This window comes from Pelomonas sp. Root405 (genome assembly GCF_001425165.1).
Taxonomy (GTDB): Bacteria; Pseudomonadota; Gammaproteobacteria; order Burkholderiales; family Burkholderiaceae_C; genus Pelomonas.
In genome coordinates this window covers 59037-75481 of record NZ_LMDU01000002.1, presented here as the reverse complement: position 1 = coordinate 75481, position 16445 = coordinate 59037, and the positions used below count along the sequence as shown (strand labels likewise).

The following is a 16445-nucleotide window of genomic DNA, read 5'->3' as shown; positions in this document are numbered from 1 at the left end:
CAAGCACCTCTCTCCCTCTTTTGATGAACCCCATCCAGGCCGGCTCCTTCCTCACGCTGCATTACAGGCTCTCGGGCCCGGACGGCGCCGACATCGTCAACACCTTCGACGACAAGCCCGCGACGCTTTCACTGGGCGCCGGCCAGCTGTCGCCCGCCATCGAGGCGCGCTTGATGGGCCTGCCCGAAGGTGCACACGAGCGCTTTCAGTTGGCGCCCGGCGAAGCGTTTGGCGAGCGCAACCCTGAGCTGCTGCAGCGCGTGAAGCTGTCGCTGTTGCGCCAGCTCGGCGACCCGGACGAGACCTACAACGTCGGTGATGTCGTGCAGTTCCCCGGTCCGGACGGGCAGGGCGGCTATGCCGGCGTCGTGCGCGAACTGGGCGATGACGCGCTGTTGTTTGACTTCAACCACCCTCTCGCTGGCCAGCCGGTCAGCTTCGAGGTGCAAGTGATCGGGGTGCTGTGATGAACGCCGTTGTGCATCCCCAGGAAGTGCTGCTGGCTGAGCCGCGCGGTTTTTGCGCTGGCGTGGACCGCGCCATCGAGATCGTCGAGCGGGCGCTGCTGAAGTTTGGTGCACCGATCTATGTGCGTCACGAGATCGTCCACAACACTTACGTCGTCAACGACCTGAAGTCGCGCGGTGCCATCTTCATCGAGGACTTGGCCGATGTGCCGGCCGGTGCCACGCTGGTGTTCAGCGCCCACGGTGTCAGCCAGGAGGTGCGGCGCGAGGCGGCTGCCCGCGGCTTCCAGGTTTTCGACGCGACCTGCCCGCTGGTGACCAAAGTCCACGTCGAGGTGGCCAAGCTGCACCGCGAGGGCTACGAATTCATCATGATCGGCCACAAGGGCCACCCCGAGGTCGAGGGCACGATGGGCCAGCTCAGTGAAGGCATCTTCCTGGTCGAGGAGGTTGCGGACGTGGCCAAGGTGCAAGTGAGCGACCAGTCCAAGCTGGCCGTCGTCACGCAGACGACGCTGAGCGTCGACGATGCGGCCGAGATTTTGGCCGAGGTGAAGCGCGTCTTCCCGCAGGTGCGCGAGCCTAAGAAGCAGGACATCTGCTACGCCACGCAGAACCGGCAGGACGCCGTCAAGGTGCTGGCGCCGCAGGTCGATGTCGTCATCGTCGTCGGCAGCCCGACCAGCTCCAACAGCAATCGCCTTCGTGAACTGGCCGAACGACTCGGGACGCCGGGCTATATGGTCGACGCTGCCGAGGATCTCAAGGCCGAATGGCTGGCAGGCTGCCCCCGTGTGGGCCTGACGGCTGGGGCCTCGGCGCCCGATGTGCTGGTGCAGGCCGTCATCGACCGCCTGCGCGCCCTGGGCGCCACGACGGTACGCAGCCTGCCGGGCGTTGAAGAGCATGTGCGTTTTCCGCTGCCGATGGGCCTGGGCGACAAGTCCATGGCCGAGGTCAGTTCCTCGCGATCCTGACGCGAGCGCCCACCTTTTATGGCGGCGCCTTGTGGCGCCGCTCTTGCATGAAATTCGGAGACTGAACATGTTGGACATCACCCAGCTGCGCAAGGACTTGGACGCCGTCATCGAACGTCTGTCAGCGCGCAAGAATCCCCAGCCCTTCCTAGACGTTGATCGTTTCAGCGCGTTGGAGGGCGAACGCCGCTCGGTGCAGGTGCGCACCGAGGAACTGCAGGCACGGCGTAACGCGCTGTCCAAGCAGATCGGCATGGCCAAGGGCAAAGGCGAAGACGCCTCGGCGCTGATGAGCGAGGTCGGCAGCATTGCCGATGAACTCAAGGCTGGTGCCGAGCGTCTGGACGCCATTCAGCTTGAGCTGAACCAGATGCTGATGGGCGTGCCCAACCTCCCGGATACCAGCGTGCCCGCGGGCACGGATGAACACGGCAATGTCGAGGTGCGGCGTTGGGGTACGCCGCGCAGCTTCGATTTCGAGGTCCGCGATCACGTCGACCTCGGCGCGCCACTGGGCCTGGACTTCGAGATGGGTGCGAGACTCTCCGGATCGCGCTTTGCCTTCATGAAAGGCCCGGCCGCGCGCCTGCATCGCGCGCTCGCGCAATTCATGCTCGATGTGCAGACGGCCGAGCACGGCTACACCGAGTGCTACACGCCCTACATCGTCAACCGCGAGATCCTGGAGGGCACGGGCCAGTTGCCCAAGTTCAAGGAAGACATGTTCTGGGTGCTGCGCGGCGGCGACGAGGAACAGGTTGAGCAGTACCTGATTTCCACGTCTGAGATTTCGCTGACCAATACCGTGCGCGAGAGCGTGCTGAAGCCCGAAGACCTGCCGGTCAAGTTGACGGCGCACAGCCCCTGTTTCCGTTCCGAAGCCGGCTCTGCAGGCCGCGATACCCGCGGCCTGATCCGCCAGCACCAATTCGACAAGGTCGAGATGGTGCGTATCGAGCATCCCGACAACAGCATGGCTGCATTGGAGGAGATGACCGGCCACGCCGAGGCCGTGCTGCAGAAGCTCGGCCTGCCCTACCGTACCGTGCTGCTGTGCAGCGGCGACATGGGCTTCGGCTCGACCAAGACCTACGACTTGGAGGTATGGCTGCCCGCGCAGAACACCTTCCGCGAAATCAGCTCCTGCTCGAACATGGGCGCCTTCCAGGCGCGGCGCATGCAGGCCCGTTTCAAGAACGCCCAGGGCAAGAACGAGTTCGTGCACACGCTGAACGGCTCGGGTCTGGCGGTGGGGCGCACGCTCGTCGCCGTGCTTGAGAACTACCAGAACGCGGACGGCAGCATCACGGTGCCGGAGGCGCTGCGGCCTTATCTGGGCGGGGTCGACACGCTGCGGGGTTGAGCTCGAAAAGCCTGGCTATAATGCTGGGCTCAGCTCGCACCAGATTCGGAGAGGTGGCAGAGTGGTTGAATGTACCTGACTCGAAATCAGGCGGACGGTAACGTCTCGGGGGTTCGAATCCCCCCCTCTCCTCCAGGACAAGCCCGCCGGTAACCCCGGCGGGCTTTTTCTTTGTGTCTCTGGATGTGGTTCAGGCGACGGGGCCGTTCAACCAGGCGCGTGGCGACAGGCCCCCGTGTCGTTGCGCGAACAGGCGGCTCAATGCGGATGCGTTCGCGTAGCCCAATTCGGCGGCGAGCTGTTTCATGGGTTTGCCGGCGCGCAATTCGGCGCGCGCGATCATCAGCCGCCATTGCGCGAGATAGTCGGCCGGCGGCTGTCCCACCGCGTCGCGAAAGGCTTCAGCGAAGCGGCTGCGTGACATGCCCGCCTCGGCGGCCATGCGGGCCAAGCTCCAGGCCTCGCCGGGCCGTGCATGCAGGGCGGTCAGGGAACGTGCCAGCCGGGTGTCCGCCAGACCCCGCAGCAGGCCGACGGGCAGCGGTGCGTCGCGCTGATCCAGCATCCAGCGGAGCAGCTGTAGCAGCAGCACCTCGAAGAGCCGGTCGGCCAGCAGGCGCTGGCCGCAGCGCACGCGTTCGGCTTCGCCGAACAACAGCGACAGCGTCGCAGCGATTCCTTCAACGCGGTCCAGAGGCAGCACCACGAGGGGTGGCAGCGCCTGCACAAGCGGGTGCCCCTCGCCTTGGTCGAAGTCCACCGTTGCGCAGACGAAGTCCGACCCTTCGGTGGGTGCGTTGTGGAAGTCGTGGGCGAGGGGCCGTGGGTAGAACACGAGGCTGGGCTCCCGCACCCACAGCTGTTCAACCATGCCTGTCGCGGCGGCGTGCCGCACCTGCATCTCGCCATTGCGCATCACATGCAGGAACCCGCGGCCCGGACGTGCGTCGAAATGGGTCACCCCGCACAGCGGACCGGTATGGAAGAGGCTGGCCCGCAAGCGCAGGCGTTCAAACATCGGACTGAGGCGGTCCAGCGGATGGTCGTCGGGCATGGGACGATTGGATATAAAAGATGGACGCCATGATACTTATCGTGCGGCACTAGGCGGCACAGTGGCGTCCTTTCCACTGCAACCGAAAGGTGACGCCATGACCGCCCGAGTTCCCCTCGTTTCTTTTGCCGACGCTCCCGCCGGCAGCCGTGCACTGCTCGACGCCGTGCACGGCGCCTTTGGCGCAACGCCCAATATGTTCCGCGCCGTTGCGAATTCACCCGCCGCGCTGCAGGCGATGTGGGCATGCTTCGGCGCCCTTGGCGCGGGCCGCATCCCGGCGAAGCTGGGCGAGCAGATCGCCGTCGCCGTCGCCGACCGCAACGCCTGCGAATACTGCCTGGCTGCGCACACCGCATTGGGCCGCAAGGCGGGCGCATCGCCGGCCGAGATGAGCGCAGCACAAGCCGGTCAGTCCGCTGATCCCGCAACGTTAGCAGCGCTGCAGTTTGCGTTGAAGCTTGTGGAGCAACGCGGCCAGGTGGGTGACGCGGACATTGCAGCGCTGAAAGCGGCTGGTTTCGATGATGGCCAGATCGTCGAAATCCTGGCTCATGTCGCATTGAACCTGTTCACGAACTACGTGAACGTCGCGTTTGCAGTGCCGGTCGATTTCCCCGCTGTAAAGCTGCGCTCGGCGGTCTGACGCAGTCCAGAAGGCGCAGTTGGCACCGCCGCTGCGCCTTCCCCCCGCGCTCTGCGAGGTCCGCTAACAACAAGGCCCCGTACTCGACGAGGCCTTGGACAGAAGCGGTGGGTGGGCCGCTACCTAGACGAGGCCCTGCTTGCTTGCCAACACCGCGGCCTCAGCGCGACTCGATACGTTGAGCTTCTTGTAGATGCTCTTGATGTGGTCGTTGACGGTGAACCATTTGATGCCCATCAGGTTCGCGATCTCCTTGATCGTGAAGCCCTTGCTCAGATAGGTCAGCACCTCGCTCTCGCGCGGTGTCAGGCGTTCCCACTCAGGCGGCGGGTCCAAGGCGACACCGCGGCTGTTGGCAAAGGGCGCATGCGACGACGACAAGGTGCCGAAGCCGGAGTTCAGCGGCATCGTGCCGCTGTCGCTGGTGCTGGGGCGGAAGTGCGACAGCAGGCGGCGCGCAATGGCGGGCGACAGGGGCGGTTGACCGCGAACGATGCGCTGGAGCTCTTCCACCAACACCTCGAACCGGTCTTCCTTCAGCAGGTAGCCGTCTGCGCCGCACTGCAGGGCTGGGAAAAGGTGGTCGTCGTCCGAGTACAGCGTGGTGACGATCTTGATCGCCGGTGAGCCGGCCATCTCGGTCAGGAACTCCATGCCGTTGCCATCGGGCAGTTCAAGGTCGACGAGGATGAGCTTGAAGCTGATCTCCGGGTTGCCGCCTGACAGCTTGGCGGCCTGGCGGCGGGCGTTCTCAAGATCGCCGACTTCGGTGATCTCCATGGCGTCGCTGAAGCTCTCTCGCACCACGCGGCACAAGAAGCTGCGGGCGACAGGGTTGTCTTCGATGATGAGAACTTTGACGGTCATGGCGCGAGGCGGGCGGCTGTCGTTTCGACCGTCGAATGTAGCGCACCGCCCCCTAGGAGCTCAGGGATATCACGGCGGCTCACGCCCCCGGTTCAGGCTTCAAGGATTGGTAAGAACCAACTTGCCGACGACCTCGCGGGCAGCCATGCGCGCGAAGGCGGCGGGCAGTTCCTCCATGGGCAGCACGCGGTCGATCACGGGCTTGATCTTGCCGGCCGTGTACCAGGCGGCGAGTTCTCCCAGCATCTTGGCGTTAGGGCCTGGCTCGCGCTTGGCGAATTCGCCCCAGAACACGCCGACGATGGATGCGCCCTTGAGCAGCGCGAGATTGAGCGGCAATGCCGGAATGGCCCCTTGCGCAAAGCCGATGACCAGATAGCGGCCGCGCCAGGCAATGGAACGGAAGGCGGCTTCAGCGAGGTCGCCGCCGACGGGGTCGTAAATGACGTCGGGCCCCTTGCCTTGAGTCAACGACTTCAATTCGTCACGCAGGTTTTGGGTCGTGTAGTTGATGGCCGCATCCGCGCCCAGCGCTTTGCAGGCTTCGCACTTGGCGTCGCTGCCCGCTGCCGCAATGACGCGCGCCCCCGCGGCTTTGGCGATCTGGATGGCAGCCGTGCCGACACCGCCGGCAGCACCCAGGATCAACACCGTCTCACCGGCGCGCAGCGCTGCGCGGTCCATCAGCGCGTGATGGCTGGTGGCATAGGTGCAGATGAAGGCGGCCGCGTCCTCAAAGCTGAAGGCATCCGGCAAGGGCATGGCGAGCATGGCCGGGATGCAGACCTCCGTAGCGAAGCCGCCCAAACCACCAAACGCGGCGATGCGCTGGCCGACCGCGAAACCCTTGACGCCTTCGCCGAGTTCCGTGACGACGCCGGAGAACTCGGTGCCCGGCACGAAGGGCAGGGCCGGTTTCATTTGATATTTGTTCTGGACGATCAGCAAGTCCGGGAAGTTCAAGCTGGCCGCCTTGATCTGGACGCGGATCTGACCTGCAGCAGGCGCCGGTTGCGGCAGTTCGCGCCACTGCAGCGCCTCGACGCCTGTGGGGTTGTCGCACAGCCAAGCCTTCATCGTCGTCTCCACGTTTTTCCGAAGCCGGCATGATAGGAATCGAGAGGGTTACACCCGGTCTCGCAGGTGACGTCATCCCTACAATTGGCCGCCATGCGCATCCTCATTTCCAACGACGACGGCTACCTGGCCCCCGGCCTTGCGGCCTTGGTGAAAGCCTGCGAAGGCCTTGGCGAGATCGACGTCATCGCGCCCGAGCAAAACGCCAGCGGCACGTCCAATTCGCTGACACTGAACCGGCCGCTGAACGTCTACCGGGCGGCCAACGGCTTCCGCTATGTCAGCGGCACGCCGTCCGACGGCGTCCACCTCGCGCTGACCGGCCTGCTGGGCTACCGGCCCGACCTGGTCTTGTCCGGCATCAACAACGGCGCCAACATGGGCGACGACACGCTCTACTCGGGCACCGTGGCGGCGGCGACTGAGGGCTATCTTTTCGGCATCCCGTCCATCGCGTTCTCGCAGGCCGAGAAGGGCTGGGGCGAACTGGAGGCCGCAGCCCGCTTGGCACGCAGCCTGGTTGAGCAGGTCATCGCCGGAGGGTTGAGCCAGGCCTTCCTGCTCAACGTCAACATTCCCAACCGGCCGGATGCCGACACCTTGCCGCGCCGCATCACGCGCCTGGGTCGGCGGCATTCCAGCGAGGGCATCATCGAGCAGGTCAATCCGCGCGGCGAGACCATCTACTGGATCGGTCCCGCGGGCGACGCCCGCGAAGCTGGCGAAGGTACGGACTTCCATGCGACGAGCAATGGCGCTGTGTCGATCACGCCGCTGCAGGTCGACCTCACCGAGCATTCATCGCTTGCCTGCTGGACACAGCGCCTTGGGCTCTGAATGTCCACAGCCAAGCGCTTTCCTGCCAGCCTGAAGTCGGCCGCTGCGCCGCAGCGCGAGCTGCTGATGCCGCAGCGCCATCTGCACCAGGCCACCGTCGATGCGGCGCGGCTGTCACGCCCCAGCGGGACGGGGCTCGACGGCGGCGCGGTGCGCCAGCGCATGGTCGAGCGGTTGCGGGCTGAAGGCAAGTTCGATGAACGCGTGCTGGCCGCGATGGCCGCGGTGCCGCGCCACGAGTTTGTCGACACGGCACTGGCCGCCCAGGCCTATGAAGACACAGCATTGCCCATCGGCCATGGCCAGACGATTTCCAAGCCCTCCGTCGTCGCCCACATGCTGGGCTTGCTGATGGTCAGCGGCGGCGCGCGCCAGCGCGGCTCGCTGGGCCGCGTGCTGGAGATCGGCACGGGTTGTGGCTACCAGGCCGCCGTCATCGCCATGCTGGCACGCCAGGTCACATCCGTCGAGCGCCTGCAGGCCCTGCATGACAAAGCCAAGCTGAATCTGCAGCGCGTTGTCCTACCGCGTTCGCCGCGCCTCATCTGGGGCGACGGACGCATCGGCCACTCGGCCAGCGGTCCTTTCGACAGCATCATCGCGGCCGCGGGCGGCGAGGACATTCCACCGGCCTGGACCGAGCAGCTCGCGCCCGGGGGGCGCCTCGTTGCGCCGACCGTGGCGAGGGGGCGGGGCCAAGTGCTGGTGGTGTTGGACCATGTTGTGGAGGCGGGCGTCAGCCGCTGGGTGCGCAGCGAACATGAAGCCGTGCTTTTCGTTCCCCTAAAATCTGGCGTTGTTTGACGGGGGTCGTCGGCGCACCGCGCCACACAATTGGGTCGGCCTCCCAACGCGTCTTCGCCACACGATGCCCTCTAGCCTGCGCCTCATATTTGTAGTCACCACCGCGCTGCTGCTCAGTGCCTGCGGCACCTCGTTGCAACGCGCTCCGGTCGAAGACCGCAATCCGCAGCCGCCCAAGGTCACTGTGCCGGCCACACCGGAACCCGCAGCTTCGGCCGCGTCGGCAGTCGAAACCAAACCAGCGCTTCCGGGTGCAGAAAACGCGGGCAAGCCGGGTTATCACACCGTCAAGCCGGGTGATGCATTGATCCGCATTGCACTGGACAACGGCCAGAGCTGGCGCGACGTGGCCAAGTGGAACAACCTCGAAAACCCGAACCGCATCGAGGTCGGCCAAGTGCTGCGCGTAGTGCCGCCGGGTGTGGACCCGAGTGCCGTCACAGCCAAGCCGGTCGCCGGCGCAGCCAAGGTCGAAACACGCCCGCTGGATGCCAAGCCACCCGTGGCCGCGGCGAGCGCGCCCGCATCGGCGCCCTCGACGGCGACCACTACTGCTCCGGCTCCCGCTACTGCTGCAGCCACGGATGATGATGGCCTTGCTTGGGCCTGGCCGGTGTCCCAGCCGGTCAGTGCCGGTTTTGACGAGCAGCGCAACAAGGGCCTGGACTTTGCGGGCAAGCCGGGCGACCCGGTATTCGCTGTCGCCGACGGACGCGTTGTTTACGCCGGTTCGGGGTTGCGCGGCTACGGTAACTTGGTCATCATCAAGCACAACAACACCTACCTGACGGCGTATGCCCACAACCGGGCGATGCTGGTCGAGCAGGACCAAGTGGTACGCAAGGGTCAGAGGATTGCCGAGATGGGTTCCACCGAGAGCGACACCGTCAAGCTGCACTTCGAAGTGCGCAAACTCGGCAAGCCTGTCGACCCTTCCAAGTTGCTGCCGCCGCGCTGAAGCGACGGCGCGTCAATCACACAACCCGGGCCAGCGACCAAGTCATGAAACGCGCTGCGCCCAAGCTCAACGGTCATGACGGTTCCGCTCGCGAACCGGGCGTCCTGCTGTCGGCCATCAACGGGCACGGCGAATCGGAGCCTGTGTCCGGTGCCCCTGACGAAGATGCCCAGGTGCTGCGCAGCAGCGGCGACGAGGTGGAGCTGGGCAATGCGCTGCAGGCCTATCTGCGCGACATCCGCCGCACGCCGTTGTTGACACCGCAACAGGAGTTCGACACCGCCCAGGCGGCGCGCGCGGGTGATTTCGATGCCCGGCAGGCCATGATCGAGCACAACCTGCGGCTCGTCGTCAGCATCGCCAAGAACTACCTCGGTCGCGGCCTGCCGATGAGCGACCTCATCGAGGAGGGCAACCTCGGCCTGATGCACGCCATCAGCAAGTTCGAGCCTGAGCGCGGTTTTCGCTTCTCGACCTATTCGAGCTGGTGGATCCGCCAAAGCATCGAGCGCGCGCTGATGCACCAGGCCCGCCTGGTACGGCTGCCCGTGCACATCGTGCGCGAGCTCAACCAGGTGCTGAAGGCGCGTCGGGCTCTGGAGGCGCTGCAAAGTGCCAACGGGTCGGAAGGGCGCGTGCGTGCGGAAGACGTTGCCCAGGCGCTGGGACGCCCGGTCGACGAGGTGGCCGAACTGCTGGCCTATGCGGAGCTGCCGAGTTCGCTGGACTCTCCGGTGGACCGCAACGGCGAGGGCGGCGAATCCATGCTCGACCTTGTGGCCGACGAACAGGCCATCGACCCGCTGGGCCTGCGCCTGTCGCACGAGGTCGAGGAGCTGCTGCGACATGGTCTTGCGAGCCTGAACGACCGCGAGCGCGAGGTGCTGGCCGGTCGCTACGGCTTGTCCGACCGCGAGCCCGAGACGCTGGACGTGTTGGCCATCCGCCTGAAGCTGACGCGCGAGCGCATCCGCCAGATCCAGATCGAGGCGCTGGCCAAGCTCAAGCGCAACATGATGCGGCACGGCGTGGACAGGGATTCGATCTTCTAAGCCGTTGGGCCGAGCGACGGGCCGCCCGGAGCCGGTCCGCATCCCTTTGGGGGATCGCGCGACGTGCTCGGTGAGCGAAGGGTTCCGTTTTGTCCTCGGATAATTCGAGGATGAATCAAACAACGGAATGGCTGAAGGTCGAAAGCCTCGAACTTGAAGCACAGGGCGTGGCGCACAACGCCGAGGGCAAGGTGGTCTTCATCGACGGCGCCTTGCCCGGCGAGATCGTCAAGGCGCAGATCTCGCGCCGCAAGAACAACTGGGAGCAAGGTCAGCTCACCGAGATGAAGAAGGAGAGCCCGCTGCGCGTGACGCCGGGCTGCCCGCATTTCGGGCTGCACGCCGGCGCCTGCGGCGGCTGCAAGATGCAGCACTTGCACGCGGGCGCGCAGGTGGCGGTCAAGCAGCGCGTCGTCGAGGACCAGCTCTGGCATCTCGGCAAGGTCAAGGCCGAGGTGCTGCTGCGGCCCATCGAGGGCCCGACCTGGGGCTACCGCTACCGCGCGCGCTTCTCGGTGCGCTACGTGCAGAAGAAGGGCACCGTGCTGATCGGTTTTCACGAGCGCAAGAGCCGCTATGTGGCTGACATGCAGGTCTGCAAGGTCGTGCCCAAGGTCGTCAGCGACCTGCTGATGCCGCTGCGCGAGCTGATCGCCAGCATGGCCGAACGCGATCGCCTGCCGCAGATCGAACTGGCCATGGGCGACGAGGTCATCGCGCTGGTGCTGCGCCACCTGAACCCGCTGCCCGATGGCGATATCGCATTGCTGCGCGAGTTCGCCGCGAAGCACGGCGTGCAGTGGTGGCTTCAGGCCAAGGGACCCGACACCGTCAAGCTGCTGGACGAAGGCGGCGCGCAACTGGCCTACCGGCTGGCCGAGTTCGGCGTGACGATGCCTTTCAAGCCGACCGACTTCACGCAGGTCAACCCGCACATCAACGCGACGCTGGTCGGTCGCGCGCTGCGACTGCTGGCCGTCGAGCCCAACGACCGTGTCATCGACTGGTTCTGCGGCCTGGGCAACTTCACGTTGCCGCTCGCCACGAAGGCGCGCGAGGTGCTGGGCATCGAGGGCAGTGAGACGCTTGTGCAGCGCTCGCGCGAAAACGCGGCAGCCAATGGCCTGGCGCACAAGACCAGCTTTGTCGCGCGCAACCTGTTCGAGATGACGCCTGAATTGCTGGCGCTGGACGGCACCGCCGACCGCTGGCTCATCGACCCGCCGCGTGAGGGCGCCTTCGCCCTCGCCAAAGCCGTGGCTGACATCGCGCTCGACCCATCGCTGGCGCCCGGCTGGACGCCGCCGAAGCGCATCGTCTATGTCAGCTGCAACCCGGCGACGCTGGCGCGCGATGCCGGCTTGCTCGTCAATGTGGCCGGCTACCGCTGTACGGCGGCGAGCGCGGTGAACATGTTTCCGCACACGGCCCACGTTGAATCCATCGCCGTGTTCCAGCGCTGACCAGTCGGGCGGCCGTCTCCGCGTAAGTCCGGGGTGCCGAATCGGGTCTCGTGGACAAAATAGATAAACATTCTTGTTTAGTTTTGTTTATCTAAAAATCCACACGGAGACGAGCAAGCCATGTTCAATCGTTTCGATGTCGCTCGACTGCTGGGTCTGGCCTGGCTGACGTTCAGCCTGTCTGGCGTCGCGCAGGCTCAAGGAGATGGCGCTTCGGCGCTGGGGACGCTCAAGCGCGGCGTCAACATCGTCGGCTACGACGCGATCTGGACGGACCCAACCAAGGCGCGCTTCCAGTCGCGCCACATGCAGGCCATCCGCGACGGCGGCTTCGATCATGTGCGCCTGAACCTGCACGCCTTTGCCCACATGGACGCGGAGAACCGCCTGTCCGCGCAGTGGTTCAAGACGCTCGACGACCTGGTCAACGCGGGTGTGAAGGCCGGGCTGCAGGTCATCCTGGACGAGCACAACTTCAACGAGTGTGCCAAGGATGCGGACCTGGCGCCTTGCCGCGTCCGTCTGCAAGCGTTCTGGCGGCAGGTTGCCGCGCGCTACCAGGGCACGCCGGACGCGGTGATCTTCGAGATCCTGAACGAACCCAACGGTGCGGCCGACCCGGTCTGGAACGACATGCTGGCGGAGAACCTGGCCATCATCCGCGAGACCAATCCGACACGCCGCGTCATCGTCGGCCCGAAGTCCTGGAACTCGCTGGACCAGCTCGACAGCCTGCGGCTGCCAGAGGCTGATCGGCGACTCATCGTCACCTTCCACTACTACACGCCGATGGAGTTCACCCACCAGGGAGCGTCGTGGACGCCGCAGTTTCAAAAGCTGTCCGGCGTGACCTGGGGCACGGCGGCCGACCAGGAGAAGCTGAAGAATGACCTGGACCGGGTCAAGGCCTGGGCGGACAAGCACCAGCGGCCCATCCTGCTGGGTGAGTTCGGCGCACTGGAAACGGCGGGCATGGCGCAGCGCGTCGCCTGGACGGCCGCCGTGGCGCGCGCGGCCGAAGCGCGCGGCTTCGCGTGGTCCTACTGGCAGTTCGACTCCGACTTCGTGCTCTGGGACATGAAGGCCGACGGCTGGGTCAAACCCATCCATGGCGCGCTGGTGCCCGAGAAGGCCAGCGCTGCGGCGCCCGCACGCACGAGCGACCCCGCACTGGACTATCTGATCAACACGCCGCGCGTGACAACCTGGTCGGTCTACGGCGAGGGCCAATCCAGCCAGCAGGTGCCCTGCGCGGCGACCGGCAAGGTCTGCCTGCGCGTGGCGCTGCAGTCCGCCAAGCCCAATGTCTGGGACATCGGCGCCGTTGCACCGCTGCAGGGCAGCATCGCCAAGGGCGACAAGCTGCAAGTCATCGCCTGGGCTCGGCTCGACACCGAGGACACCAAGGCTCAGGCGGTCCTGCCCATGCTGCTGCAACTCGGCACGCCGCCCTACACGGCCGTGGTCTCCGGTTCGGTGACGTTGACCAGCAAGCTGGAGCCCATCGCCATCGGCGGCGTGGCGGCCGAGAGCTTCGCCGGCGGCACGGTCAACCTGGCGCTGCAACTGGGCCAGATCGGCCAGCCCGTGGTGCTGAGCGCGCCGTTTGTTTTGAAGAACTACAAACCTGCCCAATAAGACCAAAGGCGGCCTCGGCCGCCTTTGGTGCTCAAGCCGGCTGGCGCATCAGTCGCGCTCGCCGCCAAAGATGCCCAGCAACGACAGCAGGCTCTGGAAGACGTTGTAGATGTCCAGGTAGATTGCCATCGTTGCGCTGATGTAGTTGGTCTCGCCGCCGTCGATGACGCGCTTGATGTCGTAGAGCATGAAGGCCGAGAACACGCCCAGCATCAGCACAAGGATGGTCAGCATCAGGGCCGATGACTGCAGGAAGAAGTTGGCGATGCAGGCGACCAGCAACACGATGGCGCCCACAGTCAGGAACTTGCCCATGCCCGACAGATCACGCTTGATGACGGTCGCGAGGGTAGCCATCGTGAAGAAGACCGCAGCGGTGCCGCCGAAGGCAGTCATGACGAGCGATGTGCCGTTCTTGAAGCCGAGTACGTGGCCGACCAGACGCGACAGCATCAGCCCCATGAAGAAGGTGAACGCCAGCAGCGCGGCTACACCGGCTGCGCTGTCCTTGGTCTTCTCGACGACGAACATCAACCCGAAGGCGCCGACGAAGAACACGATCATGCTGATACCGGGGCTCATCGCCGCGAACAGCCCGGTCGCGACGCCGACCCAGGCGCCGAGGACCGTCGGCACAAGGGACAGAGCCAGCAGCCAGTAGGTGTTACGCAGCACACGCTGACGATCAGCCGCAAGGCCTACGTTGGCGTAGCCATATTGGTTTTGCAGACTTTCGTTCATGACGATCCTCCGAAGGGGCAATAGAAACTGCACCGATTCTAGGTCGGTGCAAGGCGGCTACATTGGGGCCTGTCCCAGCAAACGCAAGACCATGAAACAGCAAGCTCAGCTCGAACTCGAAGATGTCAAGCGCGTCGCGGCGGCGGCCGAAGCCCATGCCAGGCAGCAAGGCTGGGCAGTCAGCATTGCCATCGCCGACGCAGGCGGGCATCTGTTGTGGCTGCAGCGGCTGGACGGCGCAGCGCCGATTTCTGCGCAGATCGCGCCGGCCAAGGCGCAGACGGCTGCGCTCGGGCGCCGAGAAAGCAAGGTCTATGAGGACATGATCAACCAAGGCCGCGTGTCCTTCCTCAGTGCGCCAGGACTGCACGGCCTGCTGGAGGGCGGCGTCCCCATCCTGATCGACGGCCAGTGTGTCGGCGCGGTCGGTGTCAGCGGCGTCAAGTCGAGCGAGGACGTCGAGATCGCCCGCGCCGGCATCGCGGCACTTTGAGTCTTCACGAAGACGTCGCCGAGCGGTCACGAAGCCTCCGTACTAACCCCAGTCGGCTATACTTGATGGGTTTACCTGAACCCCACGCTGCCCGGCGAAAAACCCCCTCGGTTTCTTCAAGCTGACCCGTCACCGACGGGTCGATGCTGGGCACGCGCCCCACTTGCGGAGACCTTTGTGCTGGCTGACCTGCTCCACCCCCCTCAAGCAATCTTGGCGTTGGCGGATGGGACGGTGTTCCGAGGCCAATCCATCGGCGCCACGGGCCAGACGGTCGGTGAAGTGGTGTTCAACACCGCACTGACCGGCTACCAGGAAATCCTGACCGACCCGAGCTACTGCAAGCAGATCGTCACGCTGACGTATCCGCACATCGGCAGCTATGGCGTCAGCGACGAAGACGTCGAAGCCGGCAAGGTCTATGCCGCCGGCCTCGTCATCAAAGACTTGCCTTTGCGCGCGTCGAACTTCCGCGCTGGCAAGACGCTCGACACCTACCTGCGTGAGCTAGGTACGGTCGGCATCGCCGGCCTCGACACCCGCCGCCTGACGCGCGTTCTGCGCACCAAGGGCGCGCAGAATGGCTGCATCCTGGCGCTACCCGCCGGCCAGGCCTTGACCCAGGCCGACATTGATGAAGCGGTCGCTCAAGCGAAAGCCGCCCCGTCGATGGCCGGTCTCGATCTGGCCAAGGTGGTCAGCCGCACCGAGAACGAAGTCTGGACCCAGACGGAATGGCAACTGGGCAGCGGCTATGGCGAACAGACGAATGCCAAGTTCCACGTCGTCGCCTATGACTTTGGCGTCAAGAGCAACATCCTGCGCATGCTGGCTTCAAGAGGCTGCAAGGTCACCGTCGTGCCGGCTCAGACGCCCGCCAGCGTGGTGTTCGACCTGGAGCCGGACGGCATCTTCCTGTCGAACGGCCCCGGCGACCCGGAGCCCTGCGACTACGCCATCAAGGCCACGGCTCAACTGATCGAATCGGGCATCCCCGTCTTTGGCATCTGCCTGGGCCACCAGATCGTGGCGCTGGCCTCGGGTGCCAAGACCTTCAAGATGAAGTTCGGCCACCACGGTGCCAACCACCCGGTCAAGGACCTGGACAGCGGCCGCGTCGGCATCACGAGCCAGAACCACGGCTTTGCGGTGGACCCCGACACGCTGCCGGCAACCTTGCGTGCCACGCACATCAGCCTGTTCGACGGCACGTTGCAGGGCATCGCCCGCACCGACAAGCCGGCTTTCAGCTTCCAAGGCCACCCGGAGGCCAGCCCCGGGCCGCACGACATCGCCTACCTGTTCGACCACTTCTTGTCGTTGATGAACAAGGCCTGAAGGAGGCGCTCCCATGTTCGGCATCACCGACCTCGGCACCTTCCTCGCGGCGGCGATCTTCATCATCTTGCTGCCCGGGCCTAACTCGATCTACGTGCTGTCCGTCGCGGCCCAGCGTGGCGTGCGCGCCGGGTATATCGCGGCCTGCGGTGTGTTCGTGGGTGACACGGTGCTGATGACGGCGGCCGCCGCCGGCGGCGCATCCCTGCTGATGGCCAGCCCGCAGATCTTCTTCGTCGTGAAGATGGTCGGCGCGGTCTACCTGGGCTGGATCGGCATCCAGCTGCTGCGCGGTGCGATCAGTACTTGGCGCGGGGACACCAAGGCCGAAGGGGCGCCGCAAGCCGTCGACGCCAGCCAGCCGTTCAGGAAGGCTCTGGTCGTCAGCCTGCTGAACCCCAAAGCCATCGCCTTCCTGCTGTCCTTCTTCATACAGTTCGTCGACCCGGCCTACCCGCACCCGGCGCTGACCTTCCTCATCCTGGGCTCCATCATCCAGGTGCTGAGCTTCCTCTATCTCTCGACGCTGATCTTTGCCGGCGCCCGCCTCGCCGCCGCCTTCCGCGCGCGCCGCCGGCTGTCCAGCACCGCCAACGCCGGCGTCGGCGCACTTTTCGTTGGGTTCGGGGCCAAGCTGGCCACGGCCACGCTCTAAGCAGACTCGCAAGCC

17 protein-coding genes and 1 tRNA gene are annotated in these 16445 nt (G+C 65.4%); 14 read left to right on the top strand and 4 right to left on the bottom strand.

What is annotated here, in order from left to right; translation table 11 throughout:
* Positions 1–23: 23 nt before the first annotated feature.
* The 4 genes from ASC81_RS07210 (at position 24) to ASC81_RS07195 (ending at position 2942) form a co-directional block, all read left to right on the top strand.
* A complete protein-coding gene (locus ASC81_RS07210) occupies positions 24–467 on the top strand; it encodes a peptidylprolyl isomerase (protein WP_056264586.1) in 444 nt (147 codons plus the stop codon).
* Positions 467–1444 carry a 4-hydroxy-3-methylbut-2-enyl diphosphate reductase gene (ispH, locus tag ASC81_RS07205; protein ID WP_056264584.1) on the top strand — a complete coding sequence of 326 codons (978 nt, stop codon included), beginning with the start codon at positions 467–469 and terminating at the stop codon, positions 1442–1444. Before ASC81_RS07210 ends, ispH begins: the two co-directional genes overlap by 1 nt.
* A 67-nt stretch (positions 1445–1511) precedes the next feature.
* Complete coding sequence (gene serS, locus ASC81_RS07200; RefSeq protein ID WP_056264579.1) at positions 1512–2807, top strand: serine--tRNA ligase; 1296 nt, start codon at positions 1512–1514, stop codon at positions 2805–2807.
* A 47-nt stretch (positions 2808–2854) separates the two neighbouring features.
* Positions 2855–2942 (top strand) — tRNA-Ser (locus tag ASC81_RS07195).
* A gap of 55 nt (positions 2943–2997) precedes the next feature.
* Here ASC81_RS07195 and ASC81_RS07190 read toward each other — a convergent pair.
* On the bottom strand, positions 2998–3861 hold the full coding sequence (locus tag ASC81_RS07190; protein ID WP_056264577.1) for an AraC family transcriptional regulator: 864 nt from the start codon (positions 3859–3861) through the stop codon (positions 2998–3000).
* A gap of 97 nt (positions 3862–3958) precedes the next feature.
* Between ASC81_RS07190 and ASC81_RS07185 the strand changes: the two genes are divergently transcribed.
* Positions 3959–4507: a carboxymuconolactone decarboxylase family protein gene (locus ASC81_RS07185; protein WP_056264574.1), complete on the top strand. Its 549-nt coding sequence runs from the start codon at positions 3959–3961 to the stop codon at positions 4505–4507.
* Positions 4508–4630: 123 nt separating this feature from the next.
* On the opposite strand, the gene ASC81_RS07180 is transcribed toward ASC81_RS07185, so the two are convergent.
* The gene (locus ASC81_RS07180; protein WP_056264571.1) at positions 4631–5374 is read right to left on the bottom strand and encodes a response regulator transcription factor; all 744 of its coding nucleotides are present in this window, start codon (positions 5372–5374) and stop codon (positions 4631–4633) included.
* 99 nt (positions 5375–5473) lie between these two features.
* A complete protein-coding gene (locus tag ASC81_RS07175) occupies positions 5474–6451 on the bottom strand; it encodes an NADPH:quinone oxidoreductase family protein (protein WP_056264566.1) in 978 nt (325 codons plus the stop codon).
* 93 nt (positions 6452–6544) lie between these two features.
* Between ASC81_RS07175 and surE the strand changes: the two genes are divergently transcribed.
* The 6 genes from surE to ASC81_RS26465 all read left to right on the top strand — a co-directional run bounded on the left by surE (position 6545) and on the right by ASC81_RS26465 (position 13203).
* Positions 6545–7288, top strand: a complete 744-nt coding sequence (gene surE, locus ASC81_RS07170) for a 5'/3'-nucleotidase SurE (RefSeq protein ID WP_056264563.1) — start codon at positions 6545–6547, stop codon at positions 7286–7288.
* The gene (locus ASC81_RS07165) at positions 7289–8092 is read left to right on the top strand and encodes a protein-L-isoaspartate(D-aspartate) O-methyltransferase (RefSeq protein WP_056264561.1); all 804 of its coding nucleotides are present in this window, start codon (positions 7289–7291) and stop codon (positions 8090–8092) included.
* Between the two features lie 64 nt (positions 8093–8156).
* Positions 8157–9050, top strand: a complete 894-nt coding sequence (locus tag ASC81_RS07160; protein WP_056264558.1) for a peptidoglycan DD-metalloendopeptidase family protein — start codon at positions 8157–8159, stop codon at positions 9048–9050.
* Between the two features lie 44 nt (positions 9051–9094).
* Entirely contained in the window at positions 9095–10102 is a 1008-nt protein-coding gene (gene rpoS, locus ASC81_RS07155) for an RNA polymerase sigma factor RpoS (protein ID WP_082536337.1), read from the top strand.
* 89 nt (positions 10103–10191) lie between these two features.
* The gene (gene rlmD / locus ASC81_RS07150) at positions 10192–11565 is read left to right on the top strand and encodes a 23S rRNA (uracil(1939)-C(5))-methyltransferase RlmD (RefSeq protein WP_255354402.1); all 1374 of its coding nucleotides are present in this window, start codon (positions 10192–10194) and stop codon (positions 11563–11565) included.
* A gap of 120 nt (positions 11566–11685) precedes the next feature.
* Positions 11686–13203 carry a glycoside hydrolase family 5 protein gene (locus tag ASC81_RS26465; RefSeq protein WP_082536336.1) on the top strand — a complete coding sequence of 506 codons (1518 nt, stop codon included), beginning with the start codon at positions 11686–11688 and terminating at the stop codon, positions 13201–13203.
* Between the two features lie 48 nt (positions 13204–13251).
* On the opposite strand, the gene ASC81_RS07140 is transcribed toward ASC81_RS26465, so the two are convergent.
* Positions 13252–13944, bottom strand: a complete 693-nt coding sequence (locus tag ASC81_RS07140) for a Bax inhibitor-1/YccA family protein (RefSeq protein ID WP_056264550.1) — start codon at positions 13942–13944, stop codon at positions 13252–13254.
* A 91-nt stretch (positions 13945–14035) separates the two neighbouring features.
* Between ASC81_RS07140 and ASC81_RS07135 the strand changes: the two genes are divergently transcribed.
* The 3 genes from ASC81_RS07135 (at position 14036) to leuE (ending at position 16430) form a co-directional block, all read left to right on the top strand.
* The gene (locus tag ASC81_RS07135) at positions 14036–14437 is read left to right on the top strand and encodes a heme-binding protein (RefSeq protein ID WP_056264547.1); all 402 of its coding nucleotides are present in this window, start codon (positions 14036–14038) and stop codon (positions 14435–14437) included.
* A gap of 177 nt (positions 14438–14614) precedes the next feature.
* Entirely contained in the window at positions 14615–15775 is a 1161-nt protein-coding gene (gene carA / locus ASC81_RS07130) for a glutamine-hydrolyzing carbamoyl-phosphate synthase small subunit (RefSeq protein ID WP_056264545.1), read from the top strand.
* Between the two features lie 13 nt (positions 15776–15788).
* Positions 15789–16430, top strand: coding sequence for a leucine efflux protein LeuE (gene leuE, locus ASC81_RS07125; protein WP_056264542.1), 642 nt, complete (start codon positions 15789–15791; stop codon positions 16428–16430).
* The last annotated feature ends 15 nt before the right edge of the window (positions 16431–16445 follow it).

Excerpts from the sequence above, each read along its gene's own strand:
- ASC81_RS07140 (WP_056264550.1), bottom strand. The coding sequence starts at position 13,944 with ATGAACGAAAGTCTGCAAAACCAATATGGCTACGCCAACGTAGGCCTT.
- ASC81_RS07190 (WP_056264577.1), bottom strand. The coding sequence starts at position 3,861 with ATGCCCGACGACCATCCGCTGGACCGCCTCAGTCCGATGTTTGAACGC.
- ASC81_RS07160 (WP_056264558.1), top strand. The coding sequence starts at position 8,157 with ATGCCCTCTAGCCTGCGCCTCATATTTGTAGTCACCACCGCGCTGCTG.
- rpoS (WP_082536337.1), top strand. The coding sequence starts at position 9,095 with ATGAAACGCGCTGCGCCCAAGCTCAACGGTCATGACGGTTCCGCTCGC.
- ASC81_RS07165 (WP_056264561.1), top strand. The coding sequence starts at position 7,289 with ATGTCCACAGCCAAGCGCTTTCCTGCCAGCCTGAAGTCGGCCGCTGCG.
- ASC81_RS07210 (WP_056264586.1), top strand. The coding sequence starts at position 24 with ATGAACCCCATCCAGGCCGGCTCCTTCCTCACGCTGCATTACAGGCTC.
- surE (WP_056264563.1), top strand. The coding sequence starts at position 6,545 with ATGCGCATCCTCATTTCCAACGACGACGGCTACCTGGCCCCCGGCCTT.
- ASC81_RS07175 (WP_056264566.1), bottom strand. The coding sequence starts at position 6,451 with ATGAAGGCTTGGCTGTGCGACAACCCCACAGGCGTCGAGGCGCTGCAG.
- ispH (WP_056264584.1), top strand. The coding sequence starts at position 467 with ATGAACGCCGTTGTGCATCCCCAGGAAGTGCTGCTGGCTGAGCCGCGC.
- leuE (WP_056264542.1), top strand. The coding sequence starts at position 15,789 with ATGTTCGGCATCACCGACCTCGGCACCTTCCTCGCGGCGGCGATCTTC.
- serS (WP_056264579.1), top strand. The coding sequence starts at position 1,512 with ATGTTGGACATCACCCAGCTGCGCAAGGACTTGGACGCCGTCATCGAA.
- ASC81_RS07180 (WP_056264571.1), bottom strand. The coding sequence starts at position 5,374 with ATGACCGTCAAAGTTCTCATCATCGAAGACAACCCTGTCGCCCGCAGC.
- ASC81_RS07135 (WP_056264547.1), top strand. The coding sequence starts at position 14,036 with ATGAAACAGCAAGCTCAGCTCGAACTCGAAGATGTCAAGCGCGTCGCG.
- ASC81_RS26465 (WP_082536336.1), top strand. The coding sequence starts at position 11,686 with ATGTTCAATCGTTTCGATGTCGCTCGACTGCTGGGTCTGGCCTGGCTG.
- ASC81_RS07185 (WP_056264574.1), top strand. The coding sequence starts at position 3,959 with ATGACCGCCCGAGTTCCCCTCGTTTCTTTTGCCGACGCTCCCGCCGGC.